Genomic DNA, 17,185 nt, shown 5'->3' with positions numbered 1-17,185 from the left:
CAGGTTTTATCTTAACATATCTTATGGGAGGTTTGACGCCAATTTCCATCTGAGGAAAGAGGCAATAAACCGACTATCATAAAACACATTTGACTAGTTAATGAAAAGTCAAGAGTCAAGGGTCAAAAGGAGCCAGTCACGTGCGGGGTTTCCCCCGTTGAAGAGCCACCCTTATATAGAGGTTCCCGACCTTCAGGGGAGTGGTGTTGAGCTGGCGTTCAATAGTCAAAAAATTCTGGACTCTGGACTCCGCGAGGCGGATTAAAGACGTGGACTTATATCAGATATTTAAAACTCGCTCACCAATTATTGGCGTGGTTCACCTGCTACCACTGCCTACCTCACCCCGTTGGGGAGGTAGCCTAAAAGCGGTGATTGACCGTGCCGAACAAGAAGCCGCAGCCTTGGCAAGTGGAGGGGTTGACGGTCTGATTGTCGAGAATTTTTTCGACGCGCCGTTTACCAAAAACCAAGTCGATCCAGTGGTTGTGAGTGCCATGACCATTTTGGTGCAGCGGATACAGAATTTGGTGACTTTGCCCATAGGTTTAAATGTATTGCGAAACGATGCCAAAAGTGCAATAGCGATCGCTAGCTGTGTACAGGCGCAATTTATCCGCGTCAACGTCCTCACAGGGGTGATGGCAACCGACCAAGGATTAATTGAGGGAGAAGCCCATCAACTACTCCGCTATCGACGGGAGTTGGGCTGTGATGTTAAAATCCTGGCCGATGTGTTGGTGAAACACGCCCGTCCTTTGAGTTCTCCAAATCTCACAGTCGCCGTGAAAGACACCATTGAAAGGGGTTTAGCAGACGGAGTGATTTTATCTGGTTGGGCTACTGGTAGTCCTCCTAACTTAGAAGATTTGGAACTAGCTTGTGGCGCAGCAAATGGCACGCCAGTGTTCATCGGGAGTGGAGCTAATTGGGAAAATATTGATACATTGATGCAAGCAGCAGATGGTGTAATAGTTTCCAGTTCCCTGAAACGTCATGGACGCATAGAGCAACCAATTGACCCAATTCGCGTCAGTCAATTTGTGGAAGTCGCCCGTCGAAATTGGAACTCCAAAGGTGAAAGCAAATCAGCAGAACAAGTGAAGTTACATTCTTAACTGGGGCATGGGGAATAGGGCATAGGAAGAAATAAATAATACTCAATACCCAATTATCAGTCCGCAATCTCCAATGGGGAGCAATAACTAATGCCCAATCCCCAATGCCCAATGCCCAATCCTCATTAACCAATAACAGTTTATGATTCGCCGCCGTTCTACTCCTTGGATTCATAAATGGTCACGTCCATTGATTGCCGTGATCGCTGGATGTGGTGCCCTGATAACAGGTTATCTCACTATAGAAAAGTTAACCGGAGGCAGTGCCGCTTGTGTGGCACAGGCTGGTGCTAAGGGCTGTAATGATGTGCTTTCCAGTCCTTGGGCAACGGTTTTTGGTCAGCCATTAGCTTTGTTTGGGTTTTTGGCATACACCAGTATGGTGATATTGGCTTTGGCTCCCTTGGTATTCAACTCAGGTGAAAACAATAACCGCAAACAATTGGAAAATTGGACGTGGTGGTTGCTGCTGGTAGGTGCGATCGCTATGTCTGTCTTTAGCGGCTACTTAATGTATGTGCTGACATCTCAAATCAAAGCTATCTGTCCTTACTGTATCGGTTCAGCTTTGTTCTCTGTGAGTCTTTTAGTACTAACGATTATCGGTCGGACGTGGGAGGATATTGGACAAATTTTCTTTACCGCCTTGATTGTCGGGATGGTAACGCTGATTGGTACTTTAGGCGTCTATGCTGGCGTAAATCAATCAGATGCTATACCTGGAACTCCTGGACAACCCACAAAAATTACCTTTACTCCCAAGGAAAACCCCAACCCAGCGTTCGGTTGGGAAGTTACCACTACTTCTGGTGAGGCAGAAATAGCCTTAGCACGCCATCTGGCAAAGGTAGGTGCAAAGGAATACAGCGCTTACTGGTGCCCTCACTGTCATGAACAAAAACTGCTTTTTGGTAAAGAAGCTGAGGAAATAATCAATAATGGTATTAAGATAGAGTGCGCCCCCGATGGACTCAAAGCTCAACCAGAACTGTGTAAAGCCGCAAAAATTGAAGGTTTCCCCACTTGGATCGTTAATGGGAAAAGCTATAGCGGAGTCCAAAACTTAGAGGAACTAGCAAAAGTTTCTGGTTACACAGGGCCTCGTAACTTCAAGTATTTTAAGTAAAGTATCTACACTGACCTTCAGTAGTTCACACCCCATAGTCAACTGGATGAATACAGTAAAATCTGTTTCCAGTTGGCTTTTTTGTTTTTGGTAACAGATAATAGGTCTTATCTAATGCCCAATTAGCAATTTTCCTGCGGCTTTTATCTGCAAATACTTAATACCATTTCTTTGTGAGGCTGCGCCAAACCCTTTTAACTTCTTCTTTCTTTGTGTCCAACTCTTACGAGACGCTGCGCGAATGCGGTTCGTTTTTCTTTCTCATCATTAAACATGGTTTAGCGCATCTTCATACAGAATTGGTATAAGCTCAAGAGAATTAGCTAAATATATTTACTTTAAACCAATGTATATTTTAATTTCTTTTTATCACACTTGAGAGCCACCTTGGGATGTAATCATGTCAGGCTCGAACCGAGAGGTGTGTCTGTTGGAAGTTAACGTAATCTTCAGTAAAATACCTAATTGATCGTAAACGTGAGTTTAATTGAGTAAGCTCTACCAGAGAAGGCTTTGAGAGTTAAATTTACTGAACTCACTTTCAACAATATTTATTAATCTGTGCTGATAGCCACAAGAGTCCCAGTTGCCCTTTAGTCAGATAATTGGCCTGAATATATGGTAATACATCACAAATAGCACGATGTCTTGAAAAACCTTGCTGAGTTGAAAAAATTTTTAGAAACTCTATTTAGCTCTTACTTGAGCTATCTTAGTCCGATAGTTAATAGCTATAAGAAATAGAGAATATTTCTGCCTACTAGGTAATGGGAATGAATCAGCAGCTAGGCAAGCGTTTTGTGAAGTTAATCTTTGGACTGAAACAATCGCTTAGTCGAGGACACAAAGAATTGATTACTGCGGCCAGCGTTGCAGTCTGCGTCCTGCTTTTGCACTCCATTGGATTATTGCAATCTTTGGAGTTGGCAGCTTTGGATCAATTTTTTCGCTTACGTCCAAATGAACCGCCAGAAGAGCGTATTACCATCGTAGGGATTGATGAAGCCGATTTAAAGGAAGTAGGTTCGTGGCCGATTCCAGATGCGAGGATTGCCGAGTTGTTACAAAAATTGAACGTCCACAAACCTCGTGCTATTGGCTTAGATATCTACCGAGATTTGCCAGTAGGATCTGGTAATCAAGAACTTCGTAATGCTTATAAGTTAATGCCCAATTTGATTGGTATTCAGCTACTGGCAAATGTCAAAAACAAAAACGTTAGTGTTTCGCCTCCATTGGGACTAAATCAGGATCAAGTGGGCTTTAATAACGTGCTGTACGATCTTGATGGTAAAGTACGTCGTAGTTTGTTGTATTGGCACGTTAAAAGTGAACTACACGAAAGTTTTGCCCTGAAATTGGCTCTATTGTATTTAAATTCAAAGGGAATTACTCCCACCCAAGCAAAAAGCAACCATGAGTATTTGCAATTAGGTAAGGCAGCATTTACTCGTTTTGAGGCTAATGATGGTGCTTATGTGGGAGCTGATGATAGAGGCTACCAAATTTTGTCCAATTTTCCCAAACCTAAATGTCAAAGTTCATGTGGAGAATTTTATAGTTTTAGCCAGGTATCGATGAGAGATGTACTGGCAGATAAAGTCAAAGAAAACTTAATTAAAGATCGGATTATACTTATTGGCTCCACTGCACCCAGCCTCCAAGATTTTGTATTTATTCCCTACTCCAGCAGTGTAATGAGTACGGCAAAGCCTGTACCTGGTATTCAATTGCAAGCTTATTTTATTAGTGAGTTAATTTCAGCTGCTCTTGATGGAAGACCATTACTCAAAGTTTGGCCTGACTTGGTGGAATACTTGTGGGTTTTTGTCTGGTCTTATCTGGGAGCCGTGACGATATGGCGGATACGACACGCAACTAGGAGTCTCTTCTGTATCCTAGTTTCTTGCTTTGTATTGACCGTGAGTGCATACCTTGCTTTCTTGTACGGTTGGTGGATACCACTCATTCCCTCACTGGTTTGCTTTGGCACTTCAGCTATTTGGATGACTAGTCATATTGCTCACATGCAGGAAGAGTGGAAACGTTCCAAAGAATTTTTGCATCACGTTATCAACACGATCCCCGATCCAATTTTTGTGAAAAATCAACAACATCAGTGGATTGTTTTAAATGAGGCATATTGTCGATTTATTGGTTATCCAAATAAGTTTTTAATTGAAAAGTCAGACTATGACTTTTTCCCAAAACATGAAGCTGATGTGTTTCGACAACAGGACGATCTTGTTTTTCGGACTCAGCAACCCCAAGAACATGAAGAAGAATTTACAAATGCCGCTGGTCAGACTCATCAAATTGCCACTAAGCGATCGCTTCACAAAGACTCGGCTGGTAATTTCTTTTTAGTTGGTGTCATCCGGGATATTACTCAGCGCAAGTTGATGGAAGAACAGCTAAAGCGTACTGCTGCTGAACTATTCCGCTCTAACAATGAATTAAAACTTAAAGAAGACCACTTGCGTTATTTAGCATATCACGACCCCCTCACCGGTTTATCCAATCGCAAATTTTTTGCCGAACAACTTTACGAGTCTTTACATTGGGCAGAAGACAATAACTTGTTACTGGGACTGCTGTTTATTGATCTAGATGGCTTTAAGCAAGTCAATGATACTTTGGGACACGAGACGGGCGATCGCTTGCTAATGACTATTGCTGGAAGACTCAGCAACTCTTTACGCGCTAGTGATACAGTTTCTCGTTTGGGTGGCGATGAATTTACTGTGATTTTACGGGCAATACCTAATGTCCAAATAGCTGCTAAAGTCGCCGAAAAAATTTTAAGCAGTATTACCAAGCCAATTGTTTTGGATGGCTATACAATCCAAGTCTCTGCCAGTATTGGCATTAGTGTTTACCCATACAACAGTCAAGATAGTGAAACTTTGATCAAACAAGCTGATACAGCAATGTACCGTGCCAAGCGCCTGGGTAAAAATCGCTACGAGTTTGCTTAATTAGTCAAGAGTCAAGTCTCCAGATTTTTCCATTTTAGTTACAATTTTTACCTTTAAATTAGGAATTTAGACTGGAGATACGTCTAAGGCACTGTCTTGAAAAAATATAGCGTATATCCTGCAAGGTAAACTTTTAGCCAAAATGTAGACCTAGTAAGGTTTTTTGGCTTGAAGACTAAACCTCATTACTGATGTCAGAAAGCAATTAGTCATCAAAGATAATTAGGAAAATAAATTTTATTTGTAAATTTTAGTACACATGAAATTATACTTATATTTATTCGCTTATTACGCTGTTTGATAGGTTTAAAAATCCTTTTAATACGAAAAATATGTTGTTTTATCTTTACAGATCTTTACTCATTAAATCTAAAGTATACAATCACATAAGTATTATTTCATGTTTTTCTGAACTCCTGAGTCAGTAAACATAGTGTTTATACTTAAGAGTGTTAAGATATTATTAATAAATCGTGAATTAGGCAAAATACTTGCAGTAAATCATTGACATATCTAACCTGAGACTGATGTAAAAAGCGCTTATTAAGATTACCACTTAAGTATAAAGACTATTTAATATCGGCAGATTAAGGTTAATCGACAAGCAAATACCACAATGATTTGTCCCCTACCAGCAATAATTCCATAAAGTTAAAATACTTTTTTCAAGAAGCACAGTAAATATACGGTAGTAAATAAAAAATACGTTTTGGAATAAAAAAATAGTAAATTTACTGAAAGATATGAAGACTGATTTCCGAATCACAAAGTTTATGATATTCTGCATAGGTGCTTATATACTGATCCCAAAAATTGCCGCTTGCACAGGTATATTCAGTACTGCAAGTGCTAATTCTTTTGGCCCTACTAGCAGTAACACCTTAATCGCCCGCAAGGTCAATTCTCAAAATTTACAAGACATATACATTCCACCAAATTATGGTGGTCCCGACAGTCATAATGGTAGCGGCACCCGCTGATGGCAATTTTGAATTTTAGATTTTAGATTGTGGTAGAGCAGCGCAATGAGTTATACCAATTCTCTAAAATAAGGCAACAGATGTAAGCCGGAAAAGCCTTGCTGCATCTAAATTTCTCAATTGCGAATTGCGAATTGGTATTAGCTACCGTCTTGTACACCACATCTTTTACTTGGCGGCTCATTGCAAGATGTTGTGCTTAGGGTTGCGAAAACCGTCAGGCTCTTTAAGGTAGTTTATTCAAGACAATAGTGGAGATTTCCACCAATGATTTGTTTGTATAAGTGTGTGGACTTGCCAATTTGAGTCTGGTTGAGGATAATCTAAACGGAAGTGTCCGCCTCGGCTTTCGGTTCTAAAAGCAGCACTTTTGAGAATTAAATCAGCTACATCTAATAAATTGCGGGTTTCTGCCCAAAGTCCCAATTGCCGTTCAACATCTGGTAGGTCAAAACTAGCGGGTTCTACTGGACGTAAAGCAAGCAAGAATTGACTTAAAGGCAAGGCAGCGAAATCTTGCTGCCAAGATTCAATAGTAGCGATCGCACTTTCCAGCCTTGATTGCTCCCGACAAATACCAGCACTTTCCCACACTAGACGCGGTAACTTCTCCCTGAGTGCTTCTAGCTGTGCTTGTTGGATGTGCCACTCACTAGCATCAGCATTAAATTTCCGTAATGGTAGCACTGGTGTTTCTGAGGGCAACCCAATATTTTCTAACTTAATTTTAGCCATCTGGGCCCCAAACACAATACATTCCAACAGGGAATTACTGGCAAGGCGATTGGCCCCATGCACACCGGTACTAGCGGTTTCACCCACTGCGTACAAACCAGGTATATTTGTGTGATTCATCAGATCCGCAACAATTCCACCCATCCAGTAATGGGCAGCTGGCGCTACAGGAATTGGTTCGTGGAAGACATCAACCCCCCAATGCTGACAAACTTTGATGATATTGGGAAAGCGATGACGAATCTTGTCAGCGGGGATAGGGCGCATATCCAACCACACATGGGCAGTAGCCAAATCAAGGGCGGTACGTTGTAAATGGCTGAAAATTGCTCTACTGACTACATCTCTAGGTGCAAGTTCACCCGCAGGGTGGTAGTCAAAGGCAAAACGCCGCCCTTCATTATCGATAAGATGTGCTCCCTCGCCGCGTACAGCTTCGCTGATCAGAAAGCGATCGGCACCAGGTTTAGTCAGGGCGGTGGGGTGAAATTGGACAAATTCTAAATCGCGGAGGATAGCCCCAGCCCGAGCTGCGATCGCTACCCCATCACCTGTACTCACAGCCGGGTTAGTGGTTTGGGCAAATACCTGACCACCGCCACCGGTTGCTAGTACCACAGCACCAGCTCTTATCCAGGTGATTTTACCTTGATAAAACAGGCTAATTCCCTGACAGCAACCAGTTTCGGGTTCAATCCACAAACTCAAAGCCAAAGCTTGCTGAATGACTTGAATATTCTGGCGACGTAATACTTGAGCGGTGAGGGTAGTAGTAACTTCCCTCCCTGTAGTGTCAGCAGCATGGAGAACACGGCGGCGAGAATGGGCGGCTTCCAAAGTTAAAGCTAAGGCTTGACCATGACGATCAAAAGCGACCCCCAAGTTAACTAGGGATTGAATACAGCTAGGGGCATGTTGGGCGAGAAATTCGACAGCGGTGCGATCGCATAAACCTGCACCCGCCTGGATCGTATCTTCAATGTGCAGTGTTGGAGAATCTTCTGGGGCGATCGCTGCGGCAATGCCACCTTGTGCCCAATCGCTGGCGGATAAAGCAACGGTTTCTTTGGTAATCAAGCCGACTCGCAAGGATTCTGGCAGACACAGCGCTGTGTATAGTCCAGCAGCACCAGCGCCGACTACTAAGACATCAAATTGGCTGGGAATATCTATCTGAGACAAGGTAATGGGTAGGGGGAAGTGAGGAGTTAGAAGTTAGGAGTTAGGAGTTTTGAATTTTTAACTCAAAACTCCTAACTCCTAAGTCATATCATCTCCCACTCCCTAGAATCAGGAGTGGGCTGCTATTTGCTACATTAACTGCAATTCAGTTATCTGTAGATACCGTTGTTAAAGCGATCGTCTCCTTCATTGAAGGCAGGCTCTAGTTCTGTCACGGTGAATTTCTCGAGGTTGGCTTGCAGGGTTTCTTTTTGGCGATCGCTCAATCCTGGAAGATCCAATACATCCTCTACATTTTTGTAGGGAGCATTGGTGATGATTTTCTTAGCCAGGGTGGGATAAAGCCCTGGAAACTGTTGAAAAGCTCGGACGTTGGTATTATTCAAATCAATTTTTTTACCAAATTCCGTTCCTAGTTTAGCGTCTGCCCGATTCTGCCGCTCAATTGCCAGAACTGGGACTTGGGGAAAAGCAAAACTGTTGAAACTAGCAGCTTGGGCTATCTGAGTTGTTTCCAACCATCCCCAGCAACTAAGTAACAAGCTAAACACTGTTAATAAACGCGCCAATCCTTTCACGATTTTTCTACCTCTTTCCATCAAACAGAAATAAAAGTTTTAAGCTAACAACAGTTATTAGTCATTAGTCATTAGTCATTAGTCATTAGTCATACCCTGCGGGAAGCCGCTAATGCCTCTACGTGAGAGCGCCAAGGACGAAGGACAAAGGACAAAGGACAAAACCTGATAGCTTAGTCAGTCAACACAGCAGTCATCAGAAACTAATATACAGCGTATTAATATCCACAATATTTACCGTTACTGGGTTTGACTATACTTTTGGCAAAAATTTTCATCGTGCAAAGAGTGCCTCCATAGCTGCAATAGCGTTGCATCGACGATCCTAGCAGCATTCCCAGCTAGACGAAATCTTTTCGGGGTGGCTGATTCTACCTCTCAAGCAGACACAAAACTGCACGATTTCTAAGATCGAAAACCTTACCAAAAAAGACTTGATGCTGATGGATTTTATGTAATATTTCTTAACTAATTAATCATCTACAACATCATTTTTGATGTGTCGTAGATTGGGCTGGGAAAAGTTTTGGAAAGAGAAGCCTACACGCTCATTGCAACATATAGTGTCTCCTGCCTTCTTCACGCTGTGATCGCAGCTAACAAAAATAGGCTGTCTACCAAAATTGTGCTTAAAACTGCGCCACCAAAGGCATACCAGTGTCTTTGATTTCGACCTAAAGCTGAAATTCCTACTGTTAATAGCACTACAGCGAGAATTATCGCCCAAGTTTGTCCCCAAGGTGCTTGTACTTGCATGAGAGCATTTTGTAAGATTTGTGGTACTACATCTGCATCTACTCTCATGATTTGCCGCCAATAGGGCATCAAATCTACTATATAAAAATATACATCTGTTAAAACTGTACCGAGTAAAGAACCTAAATAAAACCAGTTACCTACCTTGCCCCAATTCTTCGCCAGACACCAACAAGCAAACGGTAAACCGATAAACTCCACTGGCAGATGCCATAAAGGTTCCCAACGTAACCAGCCCCAGTAAATCGCTCCTGCTAACCAACTCCAGCTAAACCCCAAGAGCAAATCCCCCCAGACATAAGTTGCAGGACGTGACATTAAGGCAAAACTTAGCCACACCCAAAATGCTGTCAGGGCTAGACTTAGACTTGGTAGCGATCGCACTATTGGCGCTTCTACAAATACTGGCACTGATACCAAAAACACCGCCGCTGCAAACACTAACCAAGTTTGTCGGTCAGAAATAGATAAGGGTAAAGAGGGAGAAAGGGAGAGTGTAGATTCCAATTGCCTGATACCCTTCTGCCCAGTATCAGCTAAATCCAATTCGATATCAATAGAAGGGGTAGAAGCGCTGTAGGAGGACAGTGTATTATTAACCAAAGTTTTTAATATTTGTTACTAAACTTTATCTTATTTAAGATATCACACTTTTAAATCCCCCCCTGGGGCATTGTAATTATACTGAAATTTTCAGGAGCCTTGGTGCAAACCAAACAAAACATTCTCTGCCAAAGGAATCCATTAAAGTTGCACTATGTACAGAACTGCTATGTAGTTCCTTGTAAATGGGGGACTACAGAGAGGTGAGGGGTAAAATTTAACAGTTAAAAGTGAAATCGCATCAGTCCGCTAAATATTAAAGTTTGATGAATTGACAAAATTCCGTTGACTTATTGAGGTGGGTGTAAGAACATAGTCAGCGTCTTCGATGATGTTATCGATCGGTAAAATTGAGTTTTCTACAAGATTAGGTGCAATAGAGAGTATATAAAACAACATCATCATCCTACAAATAATGTCTAAAACACGAAAAAGGTATTAATTGCAGATGGAGTTTATTCAAGCTTTTATTTTGGGTATTGTTCAAGGTATTACAGAGTTTTTGCCAATCAGCAGTACTGCACATCTTCTGATTTTTACCAAGCTATTTGGTTGGAAAGAACTAGGTTCTAAAGATTTTGTTGATGCAATTCAATTTGGCAGCGTTATCGCAATTGTGGGGTATTTTTGGTCGCTGATTTATAGTATTGCCAAAGGTGGAATCGAAGCATTAAAAGCTAAAGACTGGCAACGCGAAGAATGGAAAATTCTTGTCGGTATTGTAGTCGGAACACTGCCCGCTTTAATTTTCGGCTTTCTTTTGAAAGATATTTTACCTGAGAGTGCATTAATTATTGGCATCATGTCAATTATCATGGCACTTATACTAGCTTTGGCAGAAAAAATTGGCACTCGTAAACGAGGTTTTGAGTCATTGCAGATTCGGGATGGTATTTTGGTCGGATTGGGACAAACACTTGCTTTGATTCCGGGCGTTTCTCGTTCTGGATCGACGTTGACGACTGCCTTATTTTTAGGATTAGAACGCGCTACAGCAGCGAAATTCTCATTTTTGTTAGGGTTTCCAACTCTTACCATTGCGACGCTATATAAAAGCCTGAAAATATTCAAGTTGTTTCAAGCCCACCAGTTGCCAGATAACATTCTTGGACTGTTAATTGTAGGAATTATTTCAACCTTTATTTTTTCCTACCTATCAATTGCATTTTTGATCAAATACTTAGCAACCAAAAACACTTTGATTTTTGTATGGTATAGATTAGCATTCGGTAGTGCGATCTTACTAGCGATCGCAGCAGGTTGGAAAGCATAATAGTCATTAGTCATTTGTTGTTAGTCATTTGTCCTTTGTCCAAAGCAAATGACTATAGCGATGTCTACGACGGGCTACGCCTACGCTCGTTTGTATGCAATACAATCTAACCTCACTCCAAACCCTCTCCTAAAAAGAGAGAGGCTTTGAATTTTACTCCCCAACGCTAGTAGGGAAGGGGCTGGGGTTAAGTCTGTATTAGACTCAACTAAGAAACGCTATAATGCCCAATGCCCAATGCCCCATTCCCCATGACTACCATTCATCCTGCCCGAATTACCAAGGTTCTTCCAGACTCAATAGCCGCAGAGATTGGTTTTGAAGCTGGGGATGCGATCGTTGCAATCAATGGTACACGTCCCCGCGATTTAATTGATTATCAGTTTTTGTGTGCTGATGAAGTCTTGGAATTAGAAGTTTTAGACGCTGCTGGTAAAACTCATAGCTTGGAAATCGAAAAAGATTACGACCAAGACTTGGGGCTAGAATTTGAAACTGCCCTATTTGATGGCTTAATTCAGTGCAATAACCGCTGTCCATTTTGCTTTATCGACCAACAGCCACCAGGTAAGCGCACCAGCTTGTACTTTAAAGACGACGATTACCGCCTAAGCTTTTTGTACGGCTCTTATCTTACCCTGACCAATTTGCCAGAAAGAGAATGGCAGCGGATTGAACAAATGCGCTTGTCTCCGTTGTATGTTTCTGTTCATGCCACGGAGCCGGAAGTTAGAATTAGACTGCTGAAAAATCCCCGTGCAGGACAAATCTTACAACAACTCAAGTGGTTTCAAAAAAGACGGCTACAAATTCATGCTCAAGTAGTTGTTTGTCCTGGTATAAATGATGGCGAACACCTGGAGCAAACCCTAAAAGACTTAGCATCCTTTCATACTGGTGAAGTGCCTACGGTGGCATCGGTGGCAGTTGTGCCAGTCGGATTGACAAGGTTTCGGCCTCCAGAAGACGAACTTACACCCGTAACCAGAGAAAAAGCGAAAGAAGTGATTTCTCAAGTGCGAATACTTTCACAACAATTTCGCCAAAAGTTTTCCTCTAGCGTCGCTTGGTTAGCTGATGAGTGGTTTTTGATTGCAGGTGAGGAATTACCAAGCGAATCTGAATATGAAGAGTATCCCCAAATTGATAATGGTGTTGGTTCAATTCAGTTGTTTATCAAGCAATTTGCAGCCGCTGCAACAGAATTACTACCGCCAAAAGTTTATCCTCAGAGAAAATTAACTTGGGTAGTAGGCAACGCAGTAGAAAACGCCTTTGAACCTATCTTGAAACGGTTAAATTCTGTTGAAGGATTAAAAGTAAATATGCGTGCTTTATGTAGTGATTATTGGGGACAGAGTATCACTGTCACGGGATTACTAACGGGTCATGATTTGCTATTGAACTTACAAGGGCAAGATTTAGGAGACGGAATTTTACTGCCAAATGTAATGCTCAAACATGGTGAATTAGTATTTTTAGATGATATGAGTATTGAAGAATTAGCCTGTAAATTGGAGACAAAAATATTACCAGTACGAGGAGTTGAAGATTTAATCAATACCTGTATTCTTTAAGCTATTTTTGTTAGCTCTTTAGTTTATAGCAGTTCCCAGGTGCATGAAGTACATATCAAAACCTCACCCTCAACCCCTATTATTATCAAGAAAAGGGTTTGGGGTGTGGTTATCTGTCATAAACATTTTTTGAATTAGTATAACTTTAAGCCTTTAAACTCAAACTAATCTGTTTGCATCCAAACATTTGGATTTAACATCCAAAATTGATAAATTTTAATTAAATGTAAAAATCTTGCTTACTTTTATATCAATGCGATTCAGCTAAGGGTTATTGCTGTAGAAAATTGGTCTTTCAAGACGCGACCAATTGCTTCTATACATCAAATTTTTGTTGCTCATTCTGAACTGTATTGACTTTTATATTTAATAAATTTTGTTGGTTGTAATTGCGACTGTTGAAATTATTGTCTTCTCTCTATCTAAAATTTTCTAGACAAACTCATGAGAAATTATTGTTAGTTTAACTCTGGCGATCGTCAAGAGTACTAATTAGACCTATTGCACAAATACAAAATTTGCCCACCCTGCGGGATCTTGCTACATCCCCCAACCCCTTCTCCCAAAATTGTGATCGGGGGAGCCGAGCGAATTTCAAAGTCCTTCTCCTAAGCTTGGGAGAGGGATTTAGGGTGAGGGCTTTAAGATGCACTAGTATTACTTTTTTAACTCACAAAAACCCTGAAAAACAGATAATTAGAACAAGAGTGGCATTTTTTATTTTAGGTTTAAGTGGAAACTCTCTGCAATTATACAAACACCTATTGGAATTGGTAAATGCAAAATTTTCTGAAAAGCTAGTCACCAATGAAATAAATTCACAATGTAATAGCTAACAATTTCTATAGAATCGCTTGTGGCAATTTGAGTATCCATCTTGGCATTTTTTACTGGTTTTGATAGGCTAGATTGATAAAAGTCATTCACTAAGTACTTCTACGAAAAGCTTATAGGAATCCTATTTGATTTTTGAAAAGCCAAATATCAGCTTTACTAATCCGGGTGAGAATCTCAGTAAACTTACCAGGAATCAAGCTAGAGTCCTATATTATGTACTAATGAATTCTGACTAATAACTAAATTAATTAATAATGAAGTGAGGAGTCACTGGTGAAGCATCAGGAAAACCAAAAAGATATAAGTTTAAAAATTAAAGAAGCTAGAAGATTATTTATTTTAAGTTGTGAAATTGTACTTTTAAATTTTTTGGGTATTTTGCCAGTAACGGCGGCGACTGAAGAACCCGTATTGAGCGTAGTGTATGGTCAAGAAAATGCAAATCAATGGAGAGGGATAAGCGATCGCTTACAGACAATAGGGGTGAAATATTGTGTAATTTCCCTAAATGATGTCAAAAGTGGGGGAGATTGGGGCGATCGCCGGGTCTTATTTTTACCAAACGTCGAGACATTAACACCAACTCAAGCGATCGCTCTAGAAGACTGGATGAGTAAGGGAGGGCGTTTGATTGCTAGTGGGCCTGTAGGTAGTTTGTCATCGCCAGGAGTACGGCAGTTATTGCGATCGCTCTTGGGAGGTTATTGGGGATTCAGCCTTAGTGACACAGAACAGATTCAAGCTGCAAAAACCAAGATCCCAGAATGGACAAATCAAACTGGACTCTTTGGTAAAGTGCGCGGTGGCGTTGTGATTCCTAATGATATGGGCACTGAATCTCCTGCTGTTTGGAATTCCAAAGATAATCCGGCCGCAGTAGTGACAACTGAGCGTTCTACCTTTTTGGGCTGGCGCTGGGGAACAGATACAGCCTCAGCAGCCGAGTTGGATAATGCCTGGTTAAAAACTACCATCAATCACTATTTGACAGCACTAGCGCCATCAAATCGGACAAAAAAAATAGCAGGCGGTTCCCAAAGTTGCTCTACAACTGTTGCAGCTGCGCCCTCAGCGCAGGGGAGCAGAGGGGCAGGGGGGCAGGGGGGTAGTTCATCTCCTTTATCCCCCTCATTAACTCCTCCTAAAACTGCCACTGCTCCCATACCTAGAGCGTTGCCTATGGTTAAACCCCCAAGTTCTCAGGAGGCTATTGACCAATTAGAACAAGCAGTGCGTTTGGATGTTGCACCCAACTCCAATGAGCCGATTGATCACAACCAAGCGATCGCTCTCCAGCAAGAGCTAGAAAATCTGATTGGTCGAGTGGAAAGCGCTCATTTAGCGGTGTTAGCCAATGCAGCTAATGTTGGTGAAACAATATCTGAGGAAAAGCAGTCTTCTAGGCATTTGAACACTTATACCCCTCAATCTCTCAAAGAGCAGCCAACACAATTGGCGTCAAGCAAACTGGGGGCGCTAGCCATGAGTAACGAGCAAGCTTTGGCACAGGTAAGGGTAATTGCCAAAAACTTACCGCAATTGATTGCCCAAAAAAACTATGCTCTCGCTCGTCAGCAATGGCTGGTCGCTAAAACGACTTTATGGCAGCAGTTTCCTGTCGATCGGAAGCTAGCTCAACCAGAAATTCGCGCAGTTTGGTTAGATCGAGGGACGATTGTTCGTGCTGGTAGTAAGGCGGGATTGGCACAGATTTTTGATCGCCTCGCCCAAGCCGGGATTAATACCGTCTTTTTTGAAACTGTTAACGCTGGCTATACAATTTATCCGAGCCAAGTCGCAAAAGAGCAAAACCCATTAATTCGTGGGTGGAACCCACTAGAAGAGGCGGTGAAACTAGCCCATGAGCGAGACATGGAATTACACGCTTGGGTTTGGACTTTTGCTGCTGGCAATCAACGTCATAATGAAATTCTCAACCTTAATCCTGATTATCCAGGGCCAGTACTGGCGGCTCATCCCGATTGGGCAAACTACGATAATTTGGGCAACATGATTCCCCTTGGTCAGAGCAAGCCATTCTTCGACCCAGCCAACCCCGAAGTGCGGCAATACTTGCTCAAGCTGTATGAGGAAATTGTGACTAAATATAAGGTGGATGGTCTACAGCTAGACTACATTCGCTACCCTTTCCAAGACCCATCAGCAGGTCGAACTTATGGCTATGGGAAAGCTGCAAGAGCGCAATTTCAGAAACTTACTGGTGTAGATCCAGTGAATATTTCTCCTAGCCAAGCAGACTTGTGGCAAAAGTGGACAACATTTCGCACCGAGCAAGTTGATAGCTTTGTCGCCCAAGTATCACAGCAATTGCGACAAAAGCAACCGAATTTGATTTTGTCGGTTGCAGTATTTCCTTTGCCCGAACTAGAACGGATTCAGAAAATTCAACAAAATTGGGAAACTTGGGCAAGGCGGGGGGATGTAGATTTAATTGTTCCCATGACTTATGCTCTCGATACTTCTCGGTTTCAACGACTGGCCCAACCCTGGATTGCCTCTAAACAATTGGGAGCTACCTTGTTGGTGCCGGGAATTCGCTTACTTTCTCTGCCAACAATCGGGGCATTCGATCAACTCCAGTTGGTAAGGGACTTGCCGGTTAGTGGTTATGCACTATTTGCCGCAGAAAATTTTAGCAACGATCTCCAAAAACTCTTTAGTAGCACCCAAGGTAGGATTCAATCCACAACAAGTGAACCGATTCCTCACCGACAGCCTTTTCAAACTGCCGCCATCCGTTACACCGCGCTACAACGGGAATGGAAATTTGTTTTCCAAAATGACCAACAACAAAGGCCATCTCAGAAAATTTCAGATTTTAACAACCAGGCAGAAGTTTTACGCAGTGCTTTAAATCAGCTTGCCGCTTCCCCTTCTGCTAGTAAGTTACTGGTGGCCAGAGCTTCTCTAACTCGGTTCCAGTCTCAATTTCGGGTATTGATGAGCCAAGAAATTAAGTCGAATTCCTATCAAGTCAAAGTTTGGGAAAATCGACTCGTAACTATAGAAAGGCTATTACGTTATGGCGAACGACGGGTGCAGTTGCGTCCTTTGTGAAGAGGTAGAGGGGTGGGGAGTAGGGCATTGGTGTCAACTTAAGCTTAAACGCTTGTCCCACATCCGCTTTACCCAACCCCCAACCCCTCCCCTTACCACTACCGTGTCAAGGTGACTTGAGTGAAAACTTGCAACAAGTCTTTCCCCTTGTCCTCTTCCTCATGTCCAACGCTCAATACCCAACTAGCTGGATATAAGCTAGTTTGTAATTCTTAACACACTTCTTGTAGTGTTTGTATCCCAAATATTACTACTTGTTTAGCGTCAAAATATTGGAAAATACTTAGATGACCAGCTTTAGATAACTATTATTTGATGATAGCTATCGTTAAAATCTATGCAAGCTTTACCTCAGTTCATCGAG

Annotated in this window: 10 protein-coding genes; 7 read left to right on the top strand and 3 right to left on the bottom strand. The window is 42.0% G+C overall.

Annotated features, from left to right (window positions below):
- The first annotated feature begins 269 nt into the window (after positions 1-269).
- The 4 genes from btpA to HWQ40_RS10495 all read left to right on the top strand — a co-directional run bounded on the left by btpA (position 270) and on the right by HWQ40_RS10495 (position 6,202).
- Positions 270-1,118, top strand: a complete 849-nt coding sequence (gene btpA / locus HWQ40_RS10510; protein ID WP_292777404.1) for a photosystem I biogenesis protein BtpA — start codon at positions 270-272, stop codon at positions 1,116-1,118.
- Positions 1,119-1,260: 142 nt separating this feature from the next.
- Entirely contained in the window at positions 1,261-2,244 is a 984-nt protein-coding gene (locus HWQ40_RS10505) for a vitamin K epoxide reductase family protein (RefSeq protein ID WP_292777402.1), read from the top strand.
- 773 nt (positions 2,245-3,017) lie between these two features.
- Entirely contained in the window at positions 3,018-5,222 is a 2,205-nt protein-coding gene (locus HWQ40_RS10500; protein WP_292777400.1) for a CHASE2 domain-containing protein, read from the top strand.
- Between the two features lie 773 nt (positions 5,223-5,995).
- On the top strand, positions 5,996-6,202 hold the full coding sequence (locus tag HWQ40_RS10495; RefSeq protein ID WP_292777396.1) for a hypothetical protein: 207 nt from the start codon (positions 5,996-5,998) through the stop codon (positions 6,200-6,202).
- 240 nt (positions 6,203-6,442) lie between these two features.
- Here the strand turns inward: HWQ40_RS10495 and nadB are convergent, their stop codons facing one another.
- The 3 genes from nadB to HWQ40_RS10480 all read right to left on the bottom strand — a co-directional run bounded on the left by nadB (position 6,443) and on the right by HWQ40_RS10480 (position 10,056).
- Positions 6,443-8,119: an L-aspartate oxidase gene (nadB, locus tag HWQ40_RS10490; protein WP_292777393.1), complete on the bottom strand. Its 1,677-nt coding sequence runs from the start codon at positions 8,117-8,119 to the stop codon at positions 6,443-6,445.
- 149 nt (positions 8,120-8,268) lie between these two features.
- Entirely contained in the window at positions 8,269-8,697 is a 429-nt protein-coding gene (gene psbU, locus HWQ40_RS10485) for a photosystem II complex extrinsic protein PsbU (RefSeq protein ID WP_292777390.1), read from the bottom strand.
- Positions 8,698-9,276: 579 nt separating this feature from the next.
- Positions 9,277-10,056: a DUF3120 domain-containing protein gene (locus HWQ40_RS10480; RefSeq protein WP_292777388.1), complete on the bottom strand. Its 780-nt coding sequence runs from the start codon at positions 10,054-10,056 to the stop codon at positions 9,277-9,279.
- A 448-nt stretch (positions 10,057-10,504) separates the two neighbouring features.
- Here HWQ40_RS10480 and HWQ40_RS10475 point away from each other — a divergent pair, with 448 nt between their 5' ends.
- The 3 genes from HWQ40_RS10475 to HWQ40_RS10465 all read left to right on the top strand — a co-directional run bounded on the left by HWQ40_RS10475 (position 10,505) and on the right by HWQ40_RS10465 (position 16,821).
- Positions 10,505-11,329 (top strand): undecaprenyl-diphosphate phosphatase, encoded by an 825-nt coding sequence (locus tag HWQ40_RS10475; protein WP_292777386.1) that lies wholly within the window; start codon positions 10,505-10,507, stop codon positions 11,327-11,329.
- A 251-nt stretch (positions 11,330-11,580) separates the two neighbouring features.
- Positions 11,581-12,906: a TIGR03279 family radical SAM protein gene (locus HWQ40_RS10470; protein WP_292777535.1), complete on the top strand. Its 1,326-nt coding sequence runs from the start codon at positions 11,581-11,583 to the stop codon at positions 12,904-12,906.
- Positions 12,907-14,013: 1,107 nt separating this feature from the next.
- Positions 14,014-16,821 (top strand): family 10 glycosylhydrolase, encoded by a 2,808-nt coding sequence (locus HWQ40_RS10465; RefSeq protein WP_292777533.1) that lies wholly within the window; start codon positions 14,014-14,016, stop codon positions 16,819-16,821.
- Positions 16,822-17,185: the final 364 nt, after the last annotated feature.

This window comes from Nostoc sp. NMS9 (assembly GCF_017114995.1).
Lineage (GTDB): Bacteria > Cyanobacteriota > Cyanobacteriia > Cyanobacteriales > Nostocaceae > Nostoc.
Note: the sequence above shows the minus strand (reverse complement) of the source record. Positions and strands in the feature narration are given on the sequence as shown.